22 protein-coding genes, 2 tRNA genes and 1 other RNA gene are annotated in these 20023 nt (G+C 36.7%); 14 read left to right on the forward strand and 11 right to left on the reverse strand.

Translation table 11 applies throughout. The annotated features are described in order from the left end of the window. Positions 1–96: 96 nt before the first annotated feature. The gene (gene gldC, locus CDL10_RS07285) at positions 97–432 is read right to left on the reverse strand and encodes a gliding motility protein GldC (RefSeq protein ID WP_100677922.1); all 336 of its coding nucleotides are present in this window, start codon (positions 430–432) and stop codon (positions 97–99) included. Continuing rightward, positions 433–1386: a gliding motility lipoprotein GldB gene (gldB, locus tag CDL10_RS07290; protein WP_100677923.1), complete on the reverse strand. Its 954-nt coding sequence runs from the start codon at positions 1384–1386 to the stop codon at positions 433–435. 50 nt (positions 1387–1436) lie between these two features. Between gldB and nadE the strand changes: the two genes are divergently transcribed. Beyond that, positions 1437–2240 carry an NAD(+) synthase gene (gene nadE / locus CDL10_RS07295; protein ID WP_100677924.1) on the forward strand — a complete coding sequence of 268 codons (804 nt, stop codon included), beginning with the start codon at positions 1437–1439 and terminating at the stop codon, positions 2238–2240. A 26-nt stretch (positions 2241–2266) separates the two neighbouring features. On the opposite strand, the gene CDL10_RS07300 is transcribed toward nadE, so the two are convergent. After that, positions 2267–2971 (reverse strand): hypothetical protein, encoded by a 705-nt coding sequence (locus CDL10_RS07300; RefSeq protein WP_100677925.1) that lies wholly within the window; start codon positions 2969–2971, stop codon positions 2267–2269. Positions 2972–3044: 73 nt separating this feature from the next. Continuing rightward, a complete protein-coding gene (locus tag CDL10_RS07305; protein WP_100677926.1) occupies positions 3045–3635 on the reverse strand; it encodes a hypothetical protein in 591 nt (196 codons plus the stop codon). Between the two features lie 354 nt (positions 3636–3989). Here CDL10_RS07305 and CDL10_RS07310 point away from each other — a divergent pair, with 354 nt between their 5' ends. The 6 genes from CDL10_RS07310 to CDL10_RS07335 all read left to right on the forward strand — a co-directional run bounded on the left by CDL10_RS07310 (position 3990) and on the right by CDL10_RS07335 (position 7682). Continuing rightward, the gene (locus CDL10_RS07310; protein ID WP_243389306.1) at positions 3990–5144 is read left to right on the forward strand and encodes a hypothetical protein; all 1155 of its coding nucleotides are present in this window, start codon (positions 3990–3992) and stop codon (positions 5142–5144) included. Between the two features lie 105 nt (positions 5145–5249). Beyond that, a complete protein-coding gene (locus CDL10_RS07315; protein WP_243389307.1) occupies positions 5250–5612 on the forward strand; it encodes a PaaI family thioesterase in 363 nt (120 codons plus the stop codon). After that, complete coding sequence (locus CDL10_RS07320; RefSeq protein ID WP_100677929.1) at positions 5609–6664, forward strand: isochorismate synthase; 1056 nt, start codon at positions 5609–5611, stop codon at positions 6662–6664. Before CDL10_RS07315 ends, CDL10_RS07320 begins: the two co-directional genes overlap by 4 nt. Positions 6665–6712: 48 nt before the next feature. Next, on the forward strand, positions 6713–7432 hold the full coding sequence (gene bshB1, locus CDL10_RS07325; RefSeq protein ID WP_100677930.1) for a bacillithiol biosynthesis deacetylase BshB1: 720 nt from the start codon (positions 6713–6715) through the stop codon (positions 7430–7432). Between the two features lie 64 nt (positions 7433–7496). Further along, positions 7497–7572 (forward strand) — tRNA-His (locus CDL10_RS07330). A 34-nt stretch (positions 7573–7606) separates the two neighbouring features. Then, positions 7607–7682 (forward strand) — tRNA-His (locus CDL10_RS07335). 59 nt (positions 7683–7741) lie between these two features. Here CDL10_RS07335 and hemN read toward each other — a convergent pair. The 5 genes from hemN to murQ form a co-directional block, all read right to left on the reverse strand. After that, positions 7742–9100: an oxygen-independent coproporphyrinogen III oxidase gene (gene hemN, locus CDL10_RS07340; protein WP_100677931.1), complete on the reverse strand. Its 1359-nt coding sequence runs from the start codon at positions 9098–9100 to the stop codon at positions 7742–7744. 86 nt (positions 9101–9186) lie between these two features. Further along, entirely contained in the window at positions 9187–9585 is a 399-nt protein-coding gene (locus CDL10_RS07345) for a hypothetical protein (RefSeq protein WP_100677932.1), read from the reverse strand. Between the two features lie 94 nt (positions 9586–9679). After that, complete coding sequence (locus CDL10_RS07350) at positions 9680–10054, reverse strand: DNA topoisomerase IV (protein ID WP_100677933.1); 375 nt, start codon at positions 10052–10054, stop codon at positions 9680–9682. After that, complete coding sequence (locus CDL10_RS07355; protein ID WP_100677934.1) at positions 10051–10296, reverse strand: DUF6095 family protein; 246 nt, start codon at positions 10294–10296, stop codon at positions 10051–10053. Before CDL10_RS07355 ends, CDL10_RS07350 begins: the two co-directional genes overlap by 4 nt. Next, the gene (murQ, locus tag CDL10_RS07360; protein ID WP_100677935.1) at positions 10293–11105 is read right to left on the reverse strand and encodes an N-acetylmuramic acid 6-phosphate etherase; all 813 of its coding nucleotides are present in this window, start codon (positions 11103–11105) and stop codon (positions 10293–10295) included. Before murQ ends, CDL10_RS07355 begins: the two co-directional genes overlap by 4 nt. A 159-nt stretch (positions 11106–11264) precedes the next feature. Here murQ and rnpB point away from each other — a divergent pair. The 7 genes from rnpB (at position 11265) to CDL10_RS07395 (ending at position 18203) form a co-directional block, all read left to right on the forward strand. Further along, positions 11265–11569, forward strand: an RNA gene (gene rnpB, locus CDL10_RS07365) — RNase P RNA component class A. A gap of 115 nt (positions 11570–11684) precedes the next feature. Continuing rightward, positions 11685–12680: a glycosyltransferase gene (locus tag CDL10_RS07370; RefSeq protein ID WP_100677936.1), complete on the forward strand. Its 996-nt coding sequence runs from the start codon at positions 11685–11687 to the stop codon at positions 12678–12680. 8 nt (positions 12681–12688) lie between these two features. Beyond that, the gene (gene coaE, locus CDL10_RS07375; protein WP_100677937.1) at positions 12689–13273 is read left to right on the forward strand and encodes a dephospho-CoA kinase; all 585 of its coding nucleotides are present in this window, start codon (positions 12689–12691) and stop codon (positions 13271–13273) included. A 66-nt stretch (positions 13274–13339) separates the two neighbouring features. After that, positions 13340–14935: a sensor histidine kinase gene (locus tag CDL10_RS07380; RefSeq protein ID WP_100677938.1), complete on the forward strand. Its 1596-nt coding sequence runs from the start codon at positions 13340–13342 to the stop codon at positions 14933–14935. A 12-nt stretch (positions 14936–14947) separates the two neighbouring features. Then, complete coding sequence (locus CDL10_RS07385) at positions 14948–15679, forward strand: response regulator transcription factor (protein WP_100677939.1); 732 nt, start codon at positions 14948–14950, stop codon at positions 15677–15679. Positions 15680–15788: 109 nt separating this feature from the next. Beyond that, positions 15789–17321: a right-handed parallel beta-helix repeat-containing protein gene (locus tag CDL10_RS07390; protein ID WP_100677940.1), complete on the forward strand. Its 1533-nt coding sequence runs from the start codon at positions 15789–15791 to the stop codon at positions 17319–17321. 21 nt (positions 17322–17342) lie between these two features. Beyond that, complete coding sequence (locus CDL10_RS07395; protein ID WP_100677941.1) at positions 17343–18203, forward strand: DUF6929 family protein; 861 nt, start codon at positions 17343–17345, stop codon at positions 18201–18203. On the opposite strand, the gene CDL10_RS07400 is transcribed toward CDL10_RS07395, so the two are convergent. Beyond that, complete coding sequence (locus tag CDL10_RS07400; RefSeq protein ID WP_100677942.1) at positions 18200–18664, reverse strand: energy transducer TonB; 465 nt, start codon at positions 18662–18664, stop codon at positions 18200–18202. The genes CDL10_RS07395 and CDL10_RS07400 overlap by 4 nt on opposite strands. A 55-nt stretch (positions 18665–18719) precedes the next feature. Beyond that, positions 18720–19916, reverse strand: coding sequence for a tRNA 2-thiouridine(34) synthase MnmA (gene mnmA / locus CDL10_RS07405; protein ID WP_100677943.1), 1197 nt, complete (start codon positions 19914–19916; stop codon positions 18720–18722). Positions 19917–20023 lie beyond the last annotated feature (107 nt).

The raw sequence follows: 20023 nt of genomic DNA on the forward strand, positions 1-20023 counted from the left end.
AAAAACCAAGTTTTCAGTTGTAACTAATTTTAAACCTGAAACAAAAGAAACTTCATTATTTGTCAATCAACTCATTAATCGGCACACCTAACAGCTTTATTTATACAATTCCATTTTGTCGGCAAAGTGATTGCAGTAATCTCTTAAATCATTCGCCATATTGGTTTCGTTTGTGGCACGCTCGAAAGTGTCTGCCATTGCCGTTAATGTCTGGTGGAAGAACTGTTTCATTTCGTCCATCGGCATATCTTTTGTCCACAAATCAATGCGTAAGGTTTCCTGTGATTTATGATCCCATATAGATAGCAGCATTGCTTTGGCGGTTTCGTTGTTTATACCGCCGTCTGTCGCCGTCCATCTGAGGATTTCCGGTACTTTGTTTTCGTCTAATTCGACGTTGATTCTGATTTCTGATTGATGTGATTTGTTCATTTATTTAGTAGGTTTGTAATTAGATTTGTCAAAAATTTCCTGATAGTCAGTTACGGATAATTCCTGCAAAGTTACAGGATTTTTTTTCATATAATTCCTAACGATTTGCCAACCTATATACACACCAACTTTTCCAGGAGATTCCTGATCCAAATCTAAATAAAACTTAGAAAAAGGGGCTTGCTGAATGAACCGTGTATATAGTTTCGGGTCGGTATCGTAAAGGATTTTTTTAGACACAAAATATTCCCAGATTTGTTTTTCATTGGCTTTGCACCAATCTAATTGTTCGGGTGTGTAACCGATTTTCAGGTGGTCGCCTTTGCCTGGAATGAGTAAATCCATGCCGTAAAGTATTTTTCCGGCATCAATAATTTGAGATAAAAAAATACGGTCATTGGCCTGTTTGATATGTTGCCGCAAAAAATTATCTGCCAAATCAACAGTAATTTTCTCAGGTTCAAAATCAATCCGTACATACTGGTCAAAAACCTGGTAAAAACGATGGTCTTTGCCTAAATAATTATCCAGTGCGATAAAACTGACGGAATCGGTATAAATTGCCCGGTATGGTACGTCCACTTCGTTGATTAAAGTAATTACTTTTTCCGGATTTTGCTCCGGATAATAGTGTTTAATGTGCTGAAAGAGTGATTTCAACTCACTTTCGAGCTTTTTCGTATCAGAAAAATGTTTGTTTACTTCTTCGTTAAGTTCAATAAACAAAGAATCCGTTTGTTTGTTCTGCCAATAATCCATCGGAACATTTTCCGGAAACAGATAAGGAAATTCATTTTGCAGTTCAGTCAAATTTTCCGATTCCATAAATGCCTGGTCAAATCGAATCAATTCAACGTTTTGCGGGATTTTCGAGATTTCTTTTTCTATCGAAGATGACTGGTTACAAGAACAAACCAAAAAACTCAGTGAGCAAATCAGAAATATTTTTTTCATAACTCTATAATTCAGCTTAAATTTATGCTTTCAAAAATACTCAAAATAATATGAAATCAAATCTCAAAGTACCCGAAACTATTGACTATATTGTAAACTGGCTGAGAGAATATGCTCAAAATGCAGGTTTAAAAGGTTTTGTTGTCGGAATTTCGGGCGGTATCGACTCGGCATTGACTTCTACTTTGTGTGCCGAAACCGGTTTGCCAACCCTGTGTGTGGAAATGCCGATTCATCAGGCAGAAAGTCAGGTTAGTAGAGCGAAAGAACAGATTGATTTCTTACAATCCCGCTATGAAAATATCAGTTGTGTTGAGGTGGACTTAACACATACTTATGAAACCATGATTTATGCCTTGCCTGTGATTGCCGATGCGGCAAGATTGCAACTCACACAAGCCAATACCCGGGCGAGACTGAGAATGACTACCTTGTATTATTTTGCCGGAATACATCAGTTGCTGGTGGCAGGAACCGGAAATAAAGTAGAAGATTTTGGCGTAGGTTTTTATACAAAATATGGCGATGGCGGAGTAGATGTCAGCCCGATTGCTGATTTGATGAAATCGGAAGTAAGAACTTTGGCGGCTTATCTCAAAGTGCCGGAAAGCATACTAAACGCTGAGCCTACCGACGGATTATTTGGCGATGACCGAACAGACGAAGACCAGCTTGGAGCCAGTTATGATGAGTTGGAAAAAGCCATGCTTGCCGATGAAGCCGGAAAAACTGAAACGGATTTTACAGGCAGAGATTTAGAAGTTTTTACCATTTACAAAAGACTCAACCGGATTAACCAGCACAAAATGAATCCGATACCAGTGTGTGTGATTCCGGAGGAGTTGAAGTTGTGATTAATTTACCAGTGAGGAAATTGTACCTAATTCTCTAAATAAACAAATAGGATAGGAATGACGTTTTTGTATTTAGGGCATAACAAACAGCCAGTATTTCTACTACTACCCTCGTAAAGATGTTTAAACCTTTCGTTATTTAATATTTTGTCCGAATCATACCAATTATCATCATTCAAGTAATTTAGTTTGTAAAAAGCATCGCCTTTATGAAACCTGTTCATCTTAATAAATACATTTGAATAGAAAAACTCAGAATCATCGTTAATACATTCCAATCCAAAATATAATTGGTCTTGAGGTATTAAAAATTCTTTATCAAAAACAAAATCTACAAAATCATTAGTTGATTCAACATCTAAAAAAGTATTTGTGTAAATTAATTCACGGTTAGATGTGTAAATGTTTAAACGAAAAGATACAATGCTGTTCGTAGGATTTTTAACTATTGGGTTATGCGAAACGGGAAAAGAAATTTTGAATATTCTTTTGTTTCTATCCCTTTTTTTAAATTGATAAGCAGTAATAAACTCAACTCCTTTAGGCAAAAAATGCCAGAAAGTGGATTCTACGTCTTTACCTATTCTAATTTCTTTTGTCTTTTTCGGAAGAATATTGATAATTAGTTCATTTAATTCAGTTTCAGAATTACTCAATGGTTCTTCACCGTTTTCTTGAGCAAGAAGCGGAAGTGTAATTAAAAATAAAATGAAAAAAATTAAATGTTTCATACTTATATTAAATTTGTTTTTTATAAAATATTAAACAATACCGTGTCAAAATTTTGACACGGTATTGTTTAAATTAACAAGGAGTAGCTCCTTTATAGCGTTCTAATCGAAATCCAGCAATATAATAAGTTTCATAACAATTGTGATAACATGACCCCGGTTCTAAACTATAAGTATTATCGCTACATTCATCGTCTGAAGACCCTATAAATTTTTTGCCAAAATTCTTAAACCATTTAAATGTCCAACCATTTGTAGTTCTGTAATCTTCTTTTTTCAAATCTATAACAACACCTTCATTACTAAAATCCAAATCAAAAGCTGTTAGTTTCTGCGTTCTCTCGTTTTTATCCACAAAAACTACTTTATTTTCAGATAATATTTTAACTAACTGTCCGCTTTCAATACCGTCTTTGGCAATCTTTGTGACTTCGTACTCTTCACCGCTGTCATCAATTATCTTTTCAGTTGATGTGATAACATAACTACCTTTGTAAAAATCATTAATGAAGTTCATGGTTTCCCTTTCATACTTAGAGTTTACTGACATTGTAGTTTTTTGACTTTCATCTACATTTTCTGTGTTTGAATCATCTGAGCTACAAGCTACAAATCCTGTGGCAATAAAAGCCATTCCTAATACACTTAATGCGATTTTTTTCATACGAAATAAATTTGTTTGTTAATAATTAATTTAATGGTGCAAATCTATTACGTAAAATGCTCGGAGTGTTATTTTGCAAACGAATAATTTTATTCTAATTTAGAATAAACTAATTTTTTATGTGACTTTTTTGCAAAAACAGGTCTAATATAAAAGAACGATTTATTAAGAGTCTGTTTAAATTTGTATTGTAAAAATGTTTATAGGTTATTTTTAAAATAGAACAAGGCAAATTTTCAAAGGATAGCAGAGCTATCGTTTTAAAATTTAACGCAGTTATAGCCAAAAAGAAGCATAAACAAATTATTAGATAAATTTTAGACAGGCTCTTAGTATCTTTGTATAAAAAAAATAATGATGCAAATCATAGAAGTTAATAATCCAAAAACAGAAAAACAGTTCCTGGAAGTTCCTTTGTCTATTTATCAGAATGACAAAAAGTGGATAAGACCTTTGGACCAGGACATTAAAGCTGTTTTTGACCCGGATAAAAATAAAATATTACAGGAAGGCGGTTTACTCAAACGCTGGATTGTCAAACAAAATCAAACAATTGTGGGCAGAATCGCTGCTTTTGTCAACCCCAAATACAAGGAAAAACAACCGACGGGCGGAATTGGTTTTTTTGAATCAGTTGATAATCAGGAAGTAGCTGATTTGTTGTTTGATACCGCCAAAAACTGGTTGCAGCAACAAAGCATGAAAGCCATGGACGGACCTATCAATCTGGGCGAACGTGACCAGTGGTGGGGATTGTTGGTTGAAGGATTTTACCCGCCGTTGTATCACATGAATTACAATCCGCCGTATTACCGGAAATTGTTTGAGAATTACGGTTTCCAAAATTATTTCAATCAAGAATGTTTTACTTTGCCTTTTGATGCGGAAATGTCTGACAGATTAAAATTTTTACATCAAAGAATAAAACGAACCGGAAAATACAAGGCGGAATACCTTAAAAAATCCAATATCGACAAATACGTTATGGATTTTGTGAGTATATATAACGACGCATGGGCAACGCATGGCGGTGGAAAACAACTGACTAAACAAGAAGGTTATAACATTTTCAAAGAAATGAAACCGGTTATTGATGAAAAACTGGTTTGGTTTGTTTATCACGAAAATCAACCGATTGCTTTTTGGGTAAATTTACCCGATTTGAATTATTATTTCAAACGCTTAAACGGAAAATTTGGTTTGTGGCAGAAGCTAAAATTCCTGTATATGCTCAAATTTGTAAATAATCCAAAAGCTGTTGGAATTGTTTTTGGTGTTACACAAGCTTTTCAAGGTAGAGGAATTGAGGCTTTTATGATTATGGAGGGGCGGGAAACTATCAGAAAAGATTTGAATTACAATCAATACGAAATGCAGTGGATTGGCGATTTTAACCCTAAAATGATAAAAATTGCTCATGAACTCGGAGCTACGGTCAACCGAAAATTAACTACTTACCGCTATATGATTGACAAAAATATTCCTTTTGAAAGACACCGGATTCTGTGATTTTCAAACGTCATTATTATTTGGTAAATTTATCGTTTCAAACTTAAAAAAATGGACAAAACCCAAATATTAGAATTGTGTAAAAACTTTTGCAAAAACACCTTAATGCAAACGTTAAATATTGAGTATATCGATGTTGGTGAGGATTTTCTGACAGCGAAAATGCCTGTAAACTCAACGGTTCATCAACCAATGGGATTGTTGCACGGTGGAGCATCTGTGGCGTTGGCGGAAAGTGTAGGAAGTGCGGCTTCAATGTTGTTTGTGAATCCTGAGGAATATGAAGTACGTGGTATTGAAATTTCAGCCAATCACTTGAAAAGCAAACGTGAAGGTGAAGTTTTTGCGACTGCACGTATTATTCACAAAGGAAGTAAATTACATTTATGGGAAATAAAAATCACTGATGAAAACAATCAGCTGATTTCACTTTGTAAGCTAACCAATATGATTCTGCCTAAAAGATGATAGCGAAAATAAAAGAATGGCTTGATAAAGAACTGCCGTTTGTTGTTTATCGAAAACCTGATGAAACCATTCGCTACGGTTGGTTTCAGCAAGATGATAAATTGAATGTTATCAGCGAATTAACCCAAAGTTGTTTTGTATTTGCACTGTTTGCTTCAGATGAAAAAGTCGTGTTTTTTCCGGACGATTGCCAGTTAATTTCGGACGATTCAGATTTTGAAGTTGCTTTTTCTCAGGAAAAAATACCTTTGGAAAACCCAAAAACCGATAAATTGTTTCATATTGAATTAGTTACAAAAGGAATTAAGGCGATTCAATCTGTTACAATGGAAAAGGTGGTGCTTTCACGTCGGGAAGAAATCGCCGTTGACGAAAAAGACTATTCGGTTTATTTTCAACGTTTTTTAAAGAAATACCCGACCGCATTTGTGTATTGGTTTTACCACCCGAAAGTCGGAATGTGGTTAGGAGCAACACCCGAACAGTTGGTTAAAATTACAGGTACAAAAGTAAAAACCGTCGCTTTGGCAGGAACGCAGTTGGACAAAGGATTTGATTTAAATCGAGTAATCTGGGGCGAAAAAGAACAAAAAGAACAACAGATCGTCACTGATTTTATCGTTGATTCATTAAAACCTTTTGCTAAAAAAATTCATCAAACCGAACCTTTTACACATTGTGCAGGATCGTTATTGCATATCAAAACGGATATTGAAGCCGAATTATCTAATGAAGAAAAGGCTTACGAAGTGATAAAAAACTTGCATCCAACGCCAGCTTTGTGTGGATTTCCTAAAGATGTTTCCAAGGATTTTATTATTGCCAACGAAGGTTATGACCGTGAATATTACGGTGGATTTTTAGGCGAATGGAGATTTGACCATGGAGCAAAATCCCAAAACAGCGATTTGTTCGTAAATTTGCGGTGCATGAAGATTGAAGGAAACAAAGTGTATTTATTTTTAGGTGGTGGAATTAACAAAGACAGCGACCCTGAAAGCGAATACAATGAAACGGTAAACAAAAGTAAAACAGTAAAAAGCATTTTATAAACTATCTTTCAAACAGATAGGTAAGGTGTAGAACAAAATAAACAATAGATGAAATTAGATATATTAGCATTTGGTGCCCACCCCGATGATGTAGAATTGGGCTGTGGAGCCACGGTTGCAAAAGAAATTTCTTTAGGAAAAAAAGTTGGAATTGTAGATTTAACCCGCGGCGAACTGGGAACGCGTGGTTCGGCGGAAATTCGCGATATGGAAGCGGCTAAAGCAGCAGAAATTCTGGGTGTTGCTGTTCGGGAAAATTTACGTTTTCGTGACGGGTTCTTTGTTAACGATGAAACACATCAGTTGGAAATCATTAAAATGATTCGAAAATATCGTCCCGAAATCGTATTGTGCAATGCCATTGACGACCGCCATATCGACCACGGAAAAGGAAGTAAATTGGTTTCAGATGCATGTTTTTTGTCGGGTTTACGCAGAATTGAAACAAAAATAGACGGAGGAATAGTGCAGGAGGCTTGGCGCCCAAAGTTGGTGTATCATTATATTCAGTGGAAAAATATCGAGCCTGATTTTGTGGTAGATGTAACCGGATTTATGGATAAAAAAATAGATGCAGTAATGGCTTACAGCTCACAATTTTACGACCCGAATTCCAACGAACCGGTTTCACCAATTGCTACAAAAAACTTTACGGAAAGCATTGAATATCGTGCGAAAGACCTTGGACGACTAATTTTTTCAGATTATGCAGAAGGCTTTACCGTAGAAAGATATGTGGCGGTCAATAGCTTAGGAAATTTGATATAAAATTCAAAAAAAATGTTTGTGCATAGTTGATAAATCTGTATATTTGCACTCGTTAATAAAACACGGTGATTGTAGCTCAGTTGGTTAGAGCGTCGGATTGTGGTTCCGAAGGTCGTGGGTTCGAGACCCATCATTCACCCAAAAAGCTCAGAGTTGGCTTTTAACACTCTACACGGTGGTTGTAGCTCAGTTGGTTAGAGCGTCGGATTGTGGTTCCGAAGGTCGCCGGTTCGAGACCGGTCTTCCACCCAAAAAGCGATTCAGTAATGAGTCGCTTTTTTTGTTATATTTATAATCTAATGAAAACTATTATACCGTCATAGAAAAAATACGTGTTTCGGGCTGGTTACGAAGCATTCTCAGGTCAAAAGCCATGGCTACATTTCGGGTAAAAGCCTTTCCTTTTTCTGTGATTTTAATTGAGTTTTCTCCGATTTCAATCAGGTTATCTTTTTCCATTTCTTTGAGTTGTTGCAAAGTGTTTTTCATTTCGGGTACGAAAGTATGGTCGTTCCAATTTATTTCCATGCGGCACATCAAATTGAGAATATGTTTACGAATAACTAAATCTTCTTCATTAAGAATATGTCCGCGAAAAACAGGAATTTCTCCGTTTTCAACTCTTTTCTGGTAATCTTCCACCGTTTTCTCATTTTGGGCAAAAGCATACCATGAATCTGATATAGCACTCATGCCCAAACCAATCATCAATTGGGTTTTACTGGAAGTGTAACCCATAAAATTACGATGAATTTTTCCGTTGATTAGCGATTGATACAATTCATCTTCTGGCAGGGAAAAATGATCCATTCCTACTTCGATATATCCCAGTTTTTCAAAGAGTTTTTTGCCGTTTTCATACAATTTTCTTTTTTCTTCGCCATTGGGTAAATCGTTTTCGTCAAATCCACGCTGTCCGACGCCTTTTATCCACGGCACATGGGCATAAGAATAAAAAGCCAGCCGGTCGGGTTGCAGTTCCATTGTTTTTCGGATAGTAAATTCCATTTTTTCCATAGTCTGGAAGGGAAGCCCGAACACCAAATCGTGCGAAACGCTCGCATAACCGATTTCTCTTGCCCATTCGGTTACTTTTTTTACTGTTTCAAAAGGTTGTACACGGTTGATGGCTTGTTGCACCTGTAAATCATAATCCTGCACGCCAAAACTACATCGTCTGAGACCTAAATCGTACAGAGCCTGCAAATGCTCTCTGCTTGTATTATTAGGGTGTCCCTCAAAAGAAAAATCAGGGTTTTCGGCAATTTCTGCTTTAGAAAAAATCTCTGTCAATAACCAAGTCAGGTTTTCCGGAGAAAAAAATGTGGGTGTTCCTCCGCCCAGGTGCAATTCTTTAATCAGCGGTTTTTCGTCAAATAAATTCAGGTACAAATTCCATTCTTTCAGCACAGTTTCGATGTATGGCTTTTCCACTTCATGCCGTTTGGTAATTCTTTTGTGGCATGCACAAAATGTACATAAACTTTCGCAAAACGGCAGATGTATATATAAAGAAATACCTTCGTCCCGATTACTTTCTCGAAATGATTGGGTAACTGATTTTTTCCATAATTCGGTATTGAAATTACTTTCGTCCCAATACGGAACAGTAGGATAGGAGGTGTATCTTGGTCCGGGAATGTTGTATTTGTCGATTAAAGAATTCATAACACAAATTTAGTCATATTTCAGCATAAAAAAGCTGTTTCATGTAAAGAAACAGCTTTGTGAAATTTAGAATAATCCGCTGATAATTATTTTTGTTTATCGTCTATGTTGTTGCCCTGTTGGTCATCATTGATAAAATCATTGACACTTCGCACTACCTGCGTGAGCATTTGTCTTTTGTTTTTAGCATAATCCTGAACATAAAACGAAGTTTTGTTAGGCAAAGTAGCAATGTCAGAGGTCAGTTGCCGGTCGCCGATATTCACTCTGATTCCGATAACCGCTTCGTCCGGAATATTAGCAAAGGCATCTGTGAGGTTTTCCTCCCAATCAAAATTTTTCAAATCAATAGGACGGTCAGCATCAATGGTCATAACCACTGTTTTTATCTCATTGACAATTTCTGTGTCGGTTTTTACTTCTTGTGCAAAAGCCGTTCCGGTCAGCAAGAGAGCTGTTGTAAGTGATAATACTGTTTTTCTCATAACTTTTGGGTTTTATTCCATAAATATATGAAAAAAAATATAAACTGATAAATTATGCAATAAAAATCATTGTCAGGTTTTGCTAATCAGTATCTTAATTATTTACTTTCTTAATCACGCCCCGTTGTTTTTCTGTTTCGCCCACAAGTCCGTATTCAAAAGTGTATTCATCTCCGTTGGTTTTTAGTATTTTTATGTGAACCCCTTTTCGTTCTGCCATATTTTTAGGATTTATTTTTTGTAAAATATATTCGCAATCGTTAATCCACCGGATAGATGCCGTGTCGGTTTTACCCATATAAGTTTCTATTTCGATAGAATCGTTTCGGATAAAAGTAGATTGATGATTTTCGCCATTAATTTCCTGTTCAAAAAGGAAAGTACCGGTTTTAAAATCGTTACAATTTTTTTCCTGCTGATAACAGGCAGTCAGCAAAAAAGCTAAAGGTAAAGCGTAAAACAGTTTCATTCAGATTTATTTTTATCGTTAAAAATTCCCTTTACGATGCCTCTGAGCCCCATAAAAAACCATAGCATGGCAAACAAGCAAATGGCTATTCCGGCAGCAAGCACATAATAATAGTAGGGGTGGGTTTGGTTTTTGAAAGATGAATTTATAATAATGGGACCCACAAACATTAACGGCATTGCCAAGGCGACTTTTCTAAAGCCTTTCATCATTGTTTCTTTATCAATTTGCGGTGTACTCATTTTTGATATGCTTTTATGGCTTCCCGAACATTTCGGTGTTTTTCAATCAGTTCTTTAGCCGTATTTTCATCAACCGACAGTTCCTCCATCAGCATCTTTTCGGCACGATTAACCAGCTTGTTATTAGACAATTTCATATCTACCATTTTGTTACCTTTCACTCTGCCAAGCTGAATCATTACGGTGGTTGAAATCATATTTAAAATTAATTTTTGAGCAGTTCCGGCTTTCATTCTTGAGCTTCCGGTAACAACTTCCGGACCGACGACTACTTCCATCGGGAAATCAGCATGTTGAGCCACCGGACTTCCCGGGTTACAGGTAATACACGCCGTCGGAATATTATTTTCCTGACAAAATTGCAGTCCGCCCAACACATAAGGTGTCGTGCCGGAAGCAGCAATTCCGATAACAAAATCTTTATCGCTGATATGATAGGCCTGCAAGTCTTTGACCGCATTTTCAGCGTAATCTTCTGCATTTTCCACTGCTTTTCGGATAGCCGTGTCGCCACCCGCAATCAGTCCGATAACCCAATCGTCAGACACGCCGAATGTAGGTGGACACTCAGAAGCATCAACAATTCCTAATCGTCCGGACGTTCCTGCACCGATATAAAACAACCGTCCTCCGTTTTGCATTTGCTTAACGACCGACTGTACCGCTTTTTCTATATTCGGAATGATTTTCTGAACAGCTGCTGGCACCGTCTGATCTTCCCGGTTAATGATGGTCAGCAGCTCATTTACCGATTTTTTTTCTAAATCCTGATATCTCGATTCGGATTCTGTTATCTTTTCAAAAGCCATATTTGTGCTGTTTCTTCGCAAATATACAGAGAATTTTAGAGCCTGTTTAGATTTGTATTGTAAAAATGTTTATAGATTATTTTTGAGGCGGAACAAATTATTAGATAAATTTTAAACAGGCTCTTAGACATTTAACGACATAAATATCTACCTTTGCGGCGAGCAGGCAGCCTTATCGCTGGCTACGGTCAGAGGAAAGTCCGGGCACCACAGAACAGCATAGCGGATAACATCCGCCGGTTGTAAAACCAGGACAAGTGCAACAGAAAGAATGTACAGGTAATGCTGTAGTGAAATCAGGTAAACTCTATGCGGTGAAATGCCATGTAAACCAATGTTTGAGGGCTGTTCGCCTGATGTTGGAGGGTAGGCAGATTGAGCGTTGGAGTAATCCTCCGCCTAGATAAATGATAAGGGATTCGTCACGACGGATTACAGAACCCGGCTTATTGCCTGCTTTTATTTTTATAACTTCCTTATAATTTATATCAATTAAGGATCTGCGTAAACATTTTTACCATACAAATTTAAACAGGCTCTAATATTTTCATACTTTTACGGGTTATAATTAACAATAAAATGAATTACTCTGTAATTATACCTGTATATAATCGTCCGGACGAAATTGATGAGTTGCTAAAGAGCTTGTTAAGTCAAACCTATCAGTCAGATTTTGAGGTAGTTGTTGTAGAAGACGGTTCGCAGACCGATTGTCGGAATATAGTTGAAAAATATCTCGACCGATTAAATGTTTCTTATTATTACAAAGACAACAGTGGTCCCGGCGATTCTAGAAACTACGGAATGCGTAAGGCAAAAGGCGATTATTTTATCATATTTGATTCCGATTGTATCATTCCAGCTGATTATTTGGAACAAGTGGAACAATCTTTGCAGGCAGAATATGTAGATTGTTTTGGCGGTCCGGACGCAGCTTTGCCTTCGTTCAGCGATGTACAAAAAGCCATTGATTATACCATGACATCGGTATTAACGACTGGTGGCATACGCGGCGCGTCAGAGAAGATAGGCAAGTTTCAACCGCGGAGTTTCAATATGGGAATTTCCCGGAAAGCATTTGAAGTTTCAGGTGGATTTGGCAAAATACACCCCGGAGAAGACCCCGATTTGAGTATCCGATTGTGGAAATCAGGGTTTGAAACCAAATTGATTCCGCAAGCATTCGTTTACCACAAACGACGAATCGATTGGAAGAAATTCTTTGTTCAGGTAAATAAATTCGGGAAAGCCCGTCCGATTTTAGACGCATGGCACCCCGAATACAAAAAGGTTACTTATTGGTTTCCATTGCTGTTTATCAGCGGGTTGATAGTTTCATTACTGTTGGTTTTGGCTGGATTTTATATTCCGTTTTGCCTTTATGTCTGCTATTTTTTAATATTGTTTGCAGATGCGTGGATAAAAACAAAATCACTTCGGGTAGCTATGTTGAGCGTTCGGGCCTGTATTACACAATTTTACGGCTATGCAAAAGGATTTGCCAAAGCGAAATATTATGTAAGATTATTGGGCAAAAATCCGGAAGAAGCTATGCCTGAAATGTTTTTTAAATAAGTATAATTATGGTAAAAATTGTTGGTGTTACAGGCGGAATCGGAAGCGGAAAAACCAGCCTGATGAAATATGCGGAAGCACAGGGTTATGTTACTTATTATGCTGATACAGAGGCTAAAAAACTTTATGAAAAACGAGAAATAATTGACCGGTTACATACTGTTTTCGAAGGAGCAGATATTTGGACGAATGATAATTTAGACAGAAAAAAACTGGCTCAGGTTATTTTTTCTGATAAAGATAAACTGATTCAATTGAATAATATTATTCACCCGGCGGTGAAACAGGATTTTGAAAATTTTGTAACCAAACATCAAAATGAGCAACTGATTTTGAAAGAATCGGCATTGTTGTTTGAGACCGGTGCTTATCAATCCTGCGATTACAATATTCTCATTACCGCACCGGAAGAAATTCGTATTCAACGGGTTATGCAGCGTGACAGCATCAACAGGGAAGAAGTCGTTAAGCGAATGGAAAACCAATGGAAAGATAATGAAAAAGCAAAATTAGCCGATTTTGTTGTACAAAATATAGTATTGGAAGAGGCTCAGATAACATTTTTAAACCTACTTAAAGAAATAAAATGGTGAAACTTGTTAAAATTCGGTTAATCAATTTTATCGGAAACGATTTAAATGTTAAATTTGTACTCAGCAATGAATAAGTTAAGATTTAAGTTACTGGTCGCTCTGATGAGTTTATCGTTAATTGGTATAATTTTTGTGCAGTTGTACTGGATAAAGACTTCTTACGATAATAATGAGCTTCAGTTCAGAAACCATGTTTCTTTGATTTCGAGGAATGTGGCTGATATGATAAAGGAGCGTGAGCAATACGAATTTACCAAGCGGTTTAATGAATATGCTCAGCAAAAAGGTAAAAATCCGGATAAAAAGGATATTCGGGAGATTTACTATATTGAGAAAAACAGTAAAAATGAAATTGTTTATTCCAATGTGGTTTTCTCACAAGATTATACTTTACCCGGCTCGTTCTTTGACAATAAATCGGGGGATATTACCCTGAAAAATTACAGCACGAAACGTAAATTAAAAATTTACGAAAACGAACAGCACCCGATAGACGGACATCAGTACGGAGAAGTAATGAGCAGTTTCAAAGACGATTTTTCCCCGACAGAAGTGATGGAGCAGGAAAGCGAAATTCTTAGAATTACAGCTAATATCGCATATAATGATATCGTTTCTGCCTATCCGATTGAAGACAGAACCAGTAATGAAGAAATTGAGAAAATGCTTCGTAAGGAATTGGCAGAAAGCGGAATAGATACTGATTTTTCTTATGGCGTTTTCAATAATGGCGTAGAAACCTCTATTCATTCAGATAAATTCGTGTATAATCCGAAAAACACATTTTCGGTGCCGCTATTTCAGGATTTTTATGGCAGTAGCAAATATCAGCTATATGTGAGTTTTCCGGAAAAAGACAAATTCATTTTTTCTGATTTGATGCCGTTTGTGTTAATGTCGTTGTTATTTACATTCGTCATTTTAGCCGCATATATAAGTGCAATTTCACAGTTGATTCGTATGCGTCAGATATCCGAAATCAAAAATGATTTTATCAATAATATGACGCACGAGTTCAAAACGCCTATCGCCACGATTAATCTGGCACTGGACGCAATTAAAAATCCGGCAACGATTAAAGATGAAGAAAAAATTACCCGTTACGTGCAGATGATTCGTGATGAAAACAAGCGAATGCATGCTCAGATAGAAAATATCCTGCGTATGTCCAAACTTGAAAAAAGAGAATTGGATATCCAGAAAGAAAAAGTGGAGCTGAATGATATTGTCGAAGTAGCTGCCGAGCACATTCGGCTGATCGTCGAGGACAGTCAAGGGGAAATCCGCCTGCATTTGGGAGCTGTCCGTAACACTGTTTTGGTTAATCCGGTGCATTTTACCAATGTATTGATTAATATGCTCGACAACGCAGTAAAATATTCGCCTGAAGCTCCGCAAATTGATATTTATACGGAGAATGTGAAAGACAATATATTAATAAAAATTAAAGATAAAGGGGCAGGAATGAGCAAAGCAGCCCAAAAAAGAATCTTTGAGAAATTTTACCGGGAACATACCGGCGACTTGCATAACGTTAAAGGACACGGTCTCGGACTGGCTTACGTAAAACAAATTGTGGACGACCACAATGGAGAAATTTACGTAGAAAGTGAAAAAGGAAAAGGAAGTACATTTACCATAAAATTACCACTTATCAATTAAAAATAGTTAAAAATGAGAACAACAAGCACAAAAAAAATACTCTTGGTAGAGGATGATCCAAATTTTGGTTCAATCCTGAAAGATTACCTGAATATGAATGATTTTGAAGTCACACTGGCAAAAAACGGTATGGAAGGCTTCGAAAAATTCAAAAAAGACAGTTTTGATTTATGTATATTAGACGTAATGATGCCATACAAAGACGGATTTACGCTGGCGACGGAAATCAGGGAGAAAAACAAATCTATTCCGATTATATTCCTGACAGCCAAAACCATGAAGGAAGATGTGTTGAAAGGATATAAAGTAGGAGCAGACGATTATTTGAATAAACCATTCGACTCTGAGGTATTGTTAATGAAAATCAAAGCGATTATTCAGAGAAAATCTTCTGAAATCAAAGCAGACGACACAAAATTTGAATTCAAAATCGGTAAGTTTGATTTCAATTCAAAATTGAGATTTCTTACTTTTGAAGGCGACGAGCCATTGAAATTATCACCAAAAGAAAACGATTTGTTGAAAATGCTGGCATTGTATGAAAACGATTTGATGGCAAGAGAAATTGCATTGACCAAAATCTGGAGAGATGACAATTATTTCACATCAAGAAGTATGGACGTATATATTGCCAAATTGCGTAAATATCTGAAGAAAGACCCTAACGTGGAAATACTGAACATTCACGGAGAAGGATTCAGGTTGGTTGACCACAGCAAGGATTACGAAAATGAATCTAAATAATGAAAGCTGCCTCGTCTGAGGCAGTTTTTTTATGGGAAAAACAAGGAAATCTAAAATTTTGTTTTACATTTGAAAAGAACAAAATGGGTTTAATACATCAAAAAATATTATGGCGAAAATAAATCTCAGAGTCTTTTTTTTGTTAATGGTTCTTATTGCTGCATTAAGCGGTTGTAGAAATGATTTTGAATTTGAAACAGCAGCCGGAAATGAACTTAGATTTTCCAAAGATACTGTCTATCTGGATACTATTTTTACCAATATCGGTTCGAGCACCTACACGCTGAAAGTCTATAACAAATCATCTAAAGATATTAAAATTCCCGAGATTAAATTAAACAGAGGAGAACAGTCCGGCTATCGCCTGATGGTTGATGGCCAGCCGGGAAAATCGTTTCAGAATATAGAACTTTTGTCCAAAGACAGTATGTTTATATTCGTTGAAACCACAGTTGATATTACAACTCAGACCGCTGATAAAGAATTTTTATATACCGACCAGTTAATTTTTGCCAATGGTAGTCAATCACAATCTGTGGAATTGGTTACACTGATTAGAGATGCGGTATTTTTGTATCCGCAAAAAGATGAAAACGGAAACAAGGAGACGCTTTTGTTTGGCGAAGACGAAATCGAAGGATTTTGGTTAGATGAAAATGATGCTGTTAACGGAAATGAGCTGCATTGGACAGCTGACAAGCCCTATGTAATTTATGGTTACGCTGCTGTTCCGGGAAGTAAAACCCTGCAAATAGATGCCGGAACCGAGGTGCATTTCCATGCCGGTTCGGGCTTGTTGGTGGCAGACCAGGCAACATTAAACATTTCCGGTACGGTCGAAAACCCGGTAATTATTCAGGGCGACCGGCTGGAACCTGCGTATGAAAACGTATCGGGGCAATGGGGAATGATTGGGCTGACGGTCGGCAGTAATGCCAATATCGAAAATGCCACAATTAAAAATGCAGGTAACGGTTTGTGGGTTAATAAAAACAATGGTGTGGTCAATTTACACAATGTGCAGATATATAATTGTGCAGACTTCGGTATTCTGGGTGTTGCGGCAAATATTATAGGTACAAATATTGTGACTAATAATTGCGGTATGGCAGGTTTTGGAGCGAATTATGGCGGAAATTATACTTTTGTACATTCGACATTTGCCAATTATTGGTTCAAACCCAATCACACAGCGGTTTATCTGGATAATGGCGATGGAACATCTGAATTTACTTTACAGGCAAAATTTGAAAACAGTATTATTTATAGCAGTAGCAACGAAGCTTTGACGCTGAATTATACAGAACCAAACTCACAGACTTTTGACGTGAAATTTACCAACACTTTGGTTAAGTTTTTCGATATCAATAATGTGGTCTATGGTCAGTTTCCTTATTCGTTTGAAGATACTGATATTTTTGAAAACTGTTTGATAGCAAGAAACAATCAAATGTACAGACCGTTTTTTGCAGATTACCGAAATAACCAGATGATGATTACCGAGCAGGCAACCGATTTAATTAATTTCGGAACGACCAACACAACAGTTTCCGTACCGGAAGATATTCTTGGAAAACCACGGACAACAAAAGATTTAGGTGCTTATCTGCATGTAGTTCAACCCACAGAAGGGGAGGAGTAAACCTTTTAAAAACAGTATATTATGAGAAAAATAGTAGTAGATATATTTCTGAAGATTATGGGTGTATCGGCGGTTTCCGGGATTACTTTTTCCGATTCTGCCATTTATTTAATTTCCGATTTAGATTCCGCTTTATATACTTATGAGCAAACAAACGGCAAGCTGGCACAGACCGATTTAATTCCGGAAGCAGATTCAGTTTACTACAAAAATGGTGTGGTAAATCTACCCAAAAAAATCAAACCCGATTTTGAGGCTTTATATGAGAACGATTCTCTGGTTTATGTATTTGGCTCAGGGTCTAAACCCAACCGCAATTTTGGTTATAAAATCAACAAATCAACCATGGAATACGAGTTTTTGGATTTGTCTTGGTTATATGATTCGATGCGGGATTTTGCCGGAATGGACGAAAAGGATTTTAATATTGAAGGAGTAACTTTTGCCCGCGGCGAATGGTATTTTTTTAACAGAGGAAATGGACCGGAAAGTAAAAATATGATTTTTACAGTACAAGGAGAAAACCTGGTTGATGATTTTAATGTTTTTCATCAGGAATATGAACTACCGGAAATTAACGGACATATAAGTGGTTTTTCTGATGCTACGGCGGTTAATGGCGTGTTATATTTTATTGCCACTGCCGAAGGAACTAAATCTACCTACAACGACGGCGAGATTTTAGGTACTTTGTTGGGTGCAATTCCACTTAAAGATATGGAAATTACTTTCACACAAAAAATATCAGACACCCATAAATTCGAGGGAATTACAGTATATCAGAAATCCCCTCGAAAAATTGAATTTTTGCTTTCCGAAGATAATGATACGGATAATCAGGAAGCAACTATATACAAAATGTCGATAGACGTTGGGTTTTAATTCAATGCAGAACTTGCATTCATTTTCTCATTTCTATATGAATTTTGAAGATTAACAGTAAACTGTAGATACGAGTTTACCGGTTTGTTATTAATAAGTGCCGGAATCCAGTGATTGGTTTCTTTTAACGCTTTAATAATTGCCTCATCGCAAAAATCAGCTTCTGACTTTACGATATTTACTTCTACCACTTCGCCTTTTCGATTGATAAGCAATTCAGCAACTACCACTGCATTTTTTCTTTTACCTTTTAGTTTCCTCTTTTTGCAGTTTTTCGTTGCTGCTTCTACTTTTTTCAGCACCACATCATACCCGCCATGGTATCGTGCCAGAACATCAACTTCATGATAAACATCTTCGACCACAACTTTTGTTTTTTGTGGTTGTTCTTCAGATGTTTGTGCATTCATATTCCACCAAAGTAATAAGGTAAAAAACAAAAAAGTAGTTTTAATTTTCATAATTAATTCGTTTTATAACACAAAAATATATAGTTTTCCAACATAAACAAATTATTTACTCTGATATCGCTCCGGAACTTATCAGTTCATTATGGATATAAAATGCAGCAAATTGCCCCGGTGTGATAGCAGATTGTGCAGTTTCAAATTCAGCATATAAGCCACTTTCATACTGATATAAAATGGCTTTTTGTAACGGCTGACGATATCGGATACGTGCCATTACTTCAAGCTTTTCTCCATTTGATAAGCGTAAATCTTCTCTAATCCAATGGATTTCATCAGGATTAATCCGCAGGGCTTTTCTGAACAGTCCCGGGTGCTGATTACTTTGCCCGGTATAAATAATATTGTTTTTTACATCGGTGTCAATGACGAACAAAGGCTCAGGTGTTCCGCCTACCTGTAAACCTTTTCGCTGTCCAATGGTAAAATAATGAGCGCCTCGGTGTTCTCCGACTTTTTTCCCCATATTTTCTTCATATTTCAATGGCTGGGATAAAAATGCTAAACGCTCTTCATTGGTTTTGAATTCAGGTTCAACTTTCTGATAAACGGAATTATTTTCGGATATTTCGATAATATTTCCCTGTTTAGGACGCAGTTGTTGTTGCAGAAAGTCCGGAAGTTTTACTTTGCCGATAAAGCACAATCCCTGAGAATCTTTTTTTTCCGCCGTAATCAGTCCGTTGTCAGCAGCGATTTTCCTAACTTCGGGTTTGGTTAATCCACCAATCGGAAAAATAGATTTACTTAACTGTTCCTGAGATAGTTGACAAAGAAAATAAGACTGGTCTTTGTTTTGGTCTTCCCCGGCAAGCAATCTGTGAATTTCTTTTCCATTTTGCTGAATAACATCTTTTTGGCAATAGTGACCGGTGGCAACAAAATCTGCCTGCAAATCTCCCAAAGCGATTTTCAGAAAAACATCAAATTTGATTTCACGATTACACAGCACGTCCGGATTGGGCGTACGACCTTTTTCGTATTCATTAAACATATAATCAACGATACGTTCTTTATATTCTTCGCTTAAATCTACGGTTTGAAACGGAATCCCTAATTTTTCGGCTACCAGCAAAGCGTCATTGCTGTCTTCCAGCCACGGACATTCATCAGAAATCGTTACCGAATCGTCATGCCAGTTTTTCATAAACAATCCAATCACTTCATAACCTTGCTCTTTGAGCAAATAGGCTGCAACGCTGGAATCTACTCCGCCGGACAAACCGACAACTACTCTTTTTTTCATCTGCTCTTTTTTTATTTGTTTTTTATGGACAGATGGAATACCCTCAGAATAAATCAGTTGATTTGATAAATTGCTTAAGAGGGCATTTCATACTGCAAAAATACGAC

This window comes from Avrilella dinanensis (assembly GCF_002807015.1).
Lineage (GTDB): Bacteria > Bacteroidota > Bacteroidia > Flavobacteriales > Flavobacteriaceae > Flavobacterium > Flavobacterium dinanensis.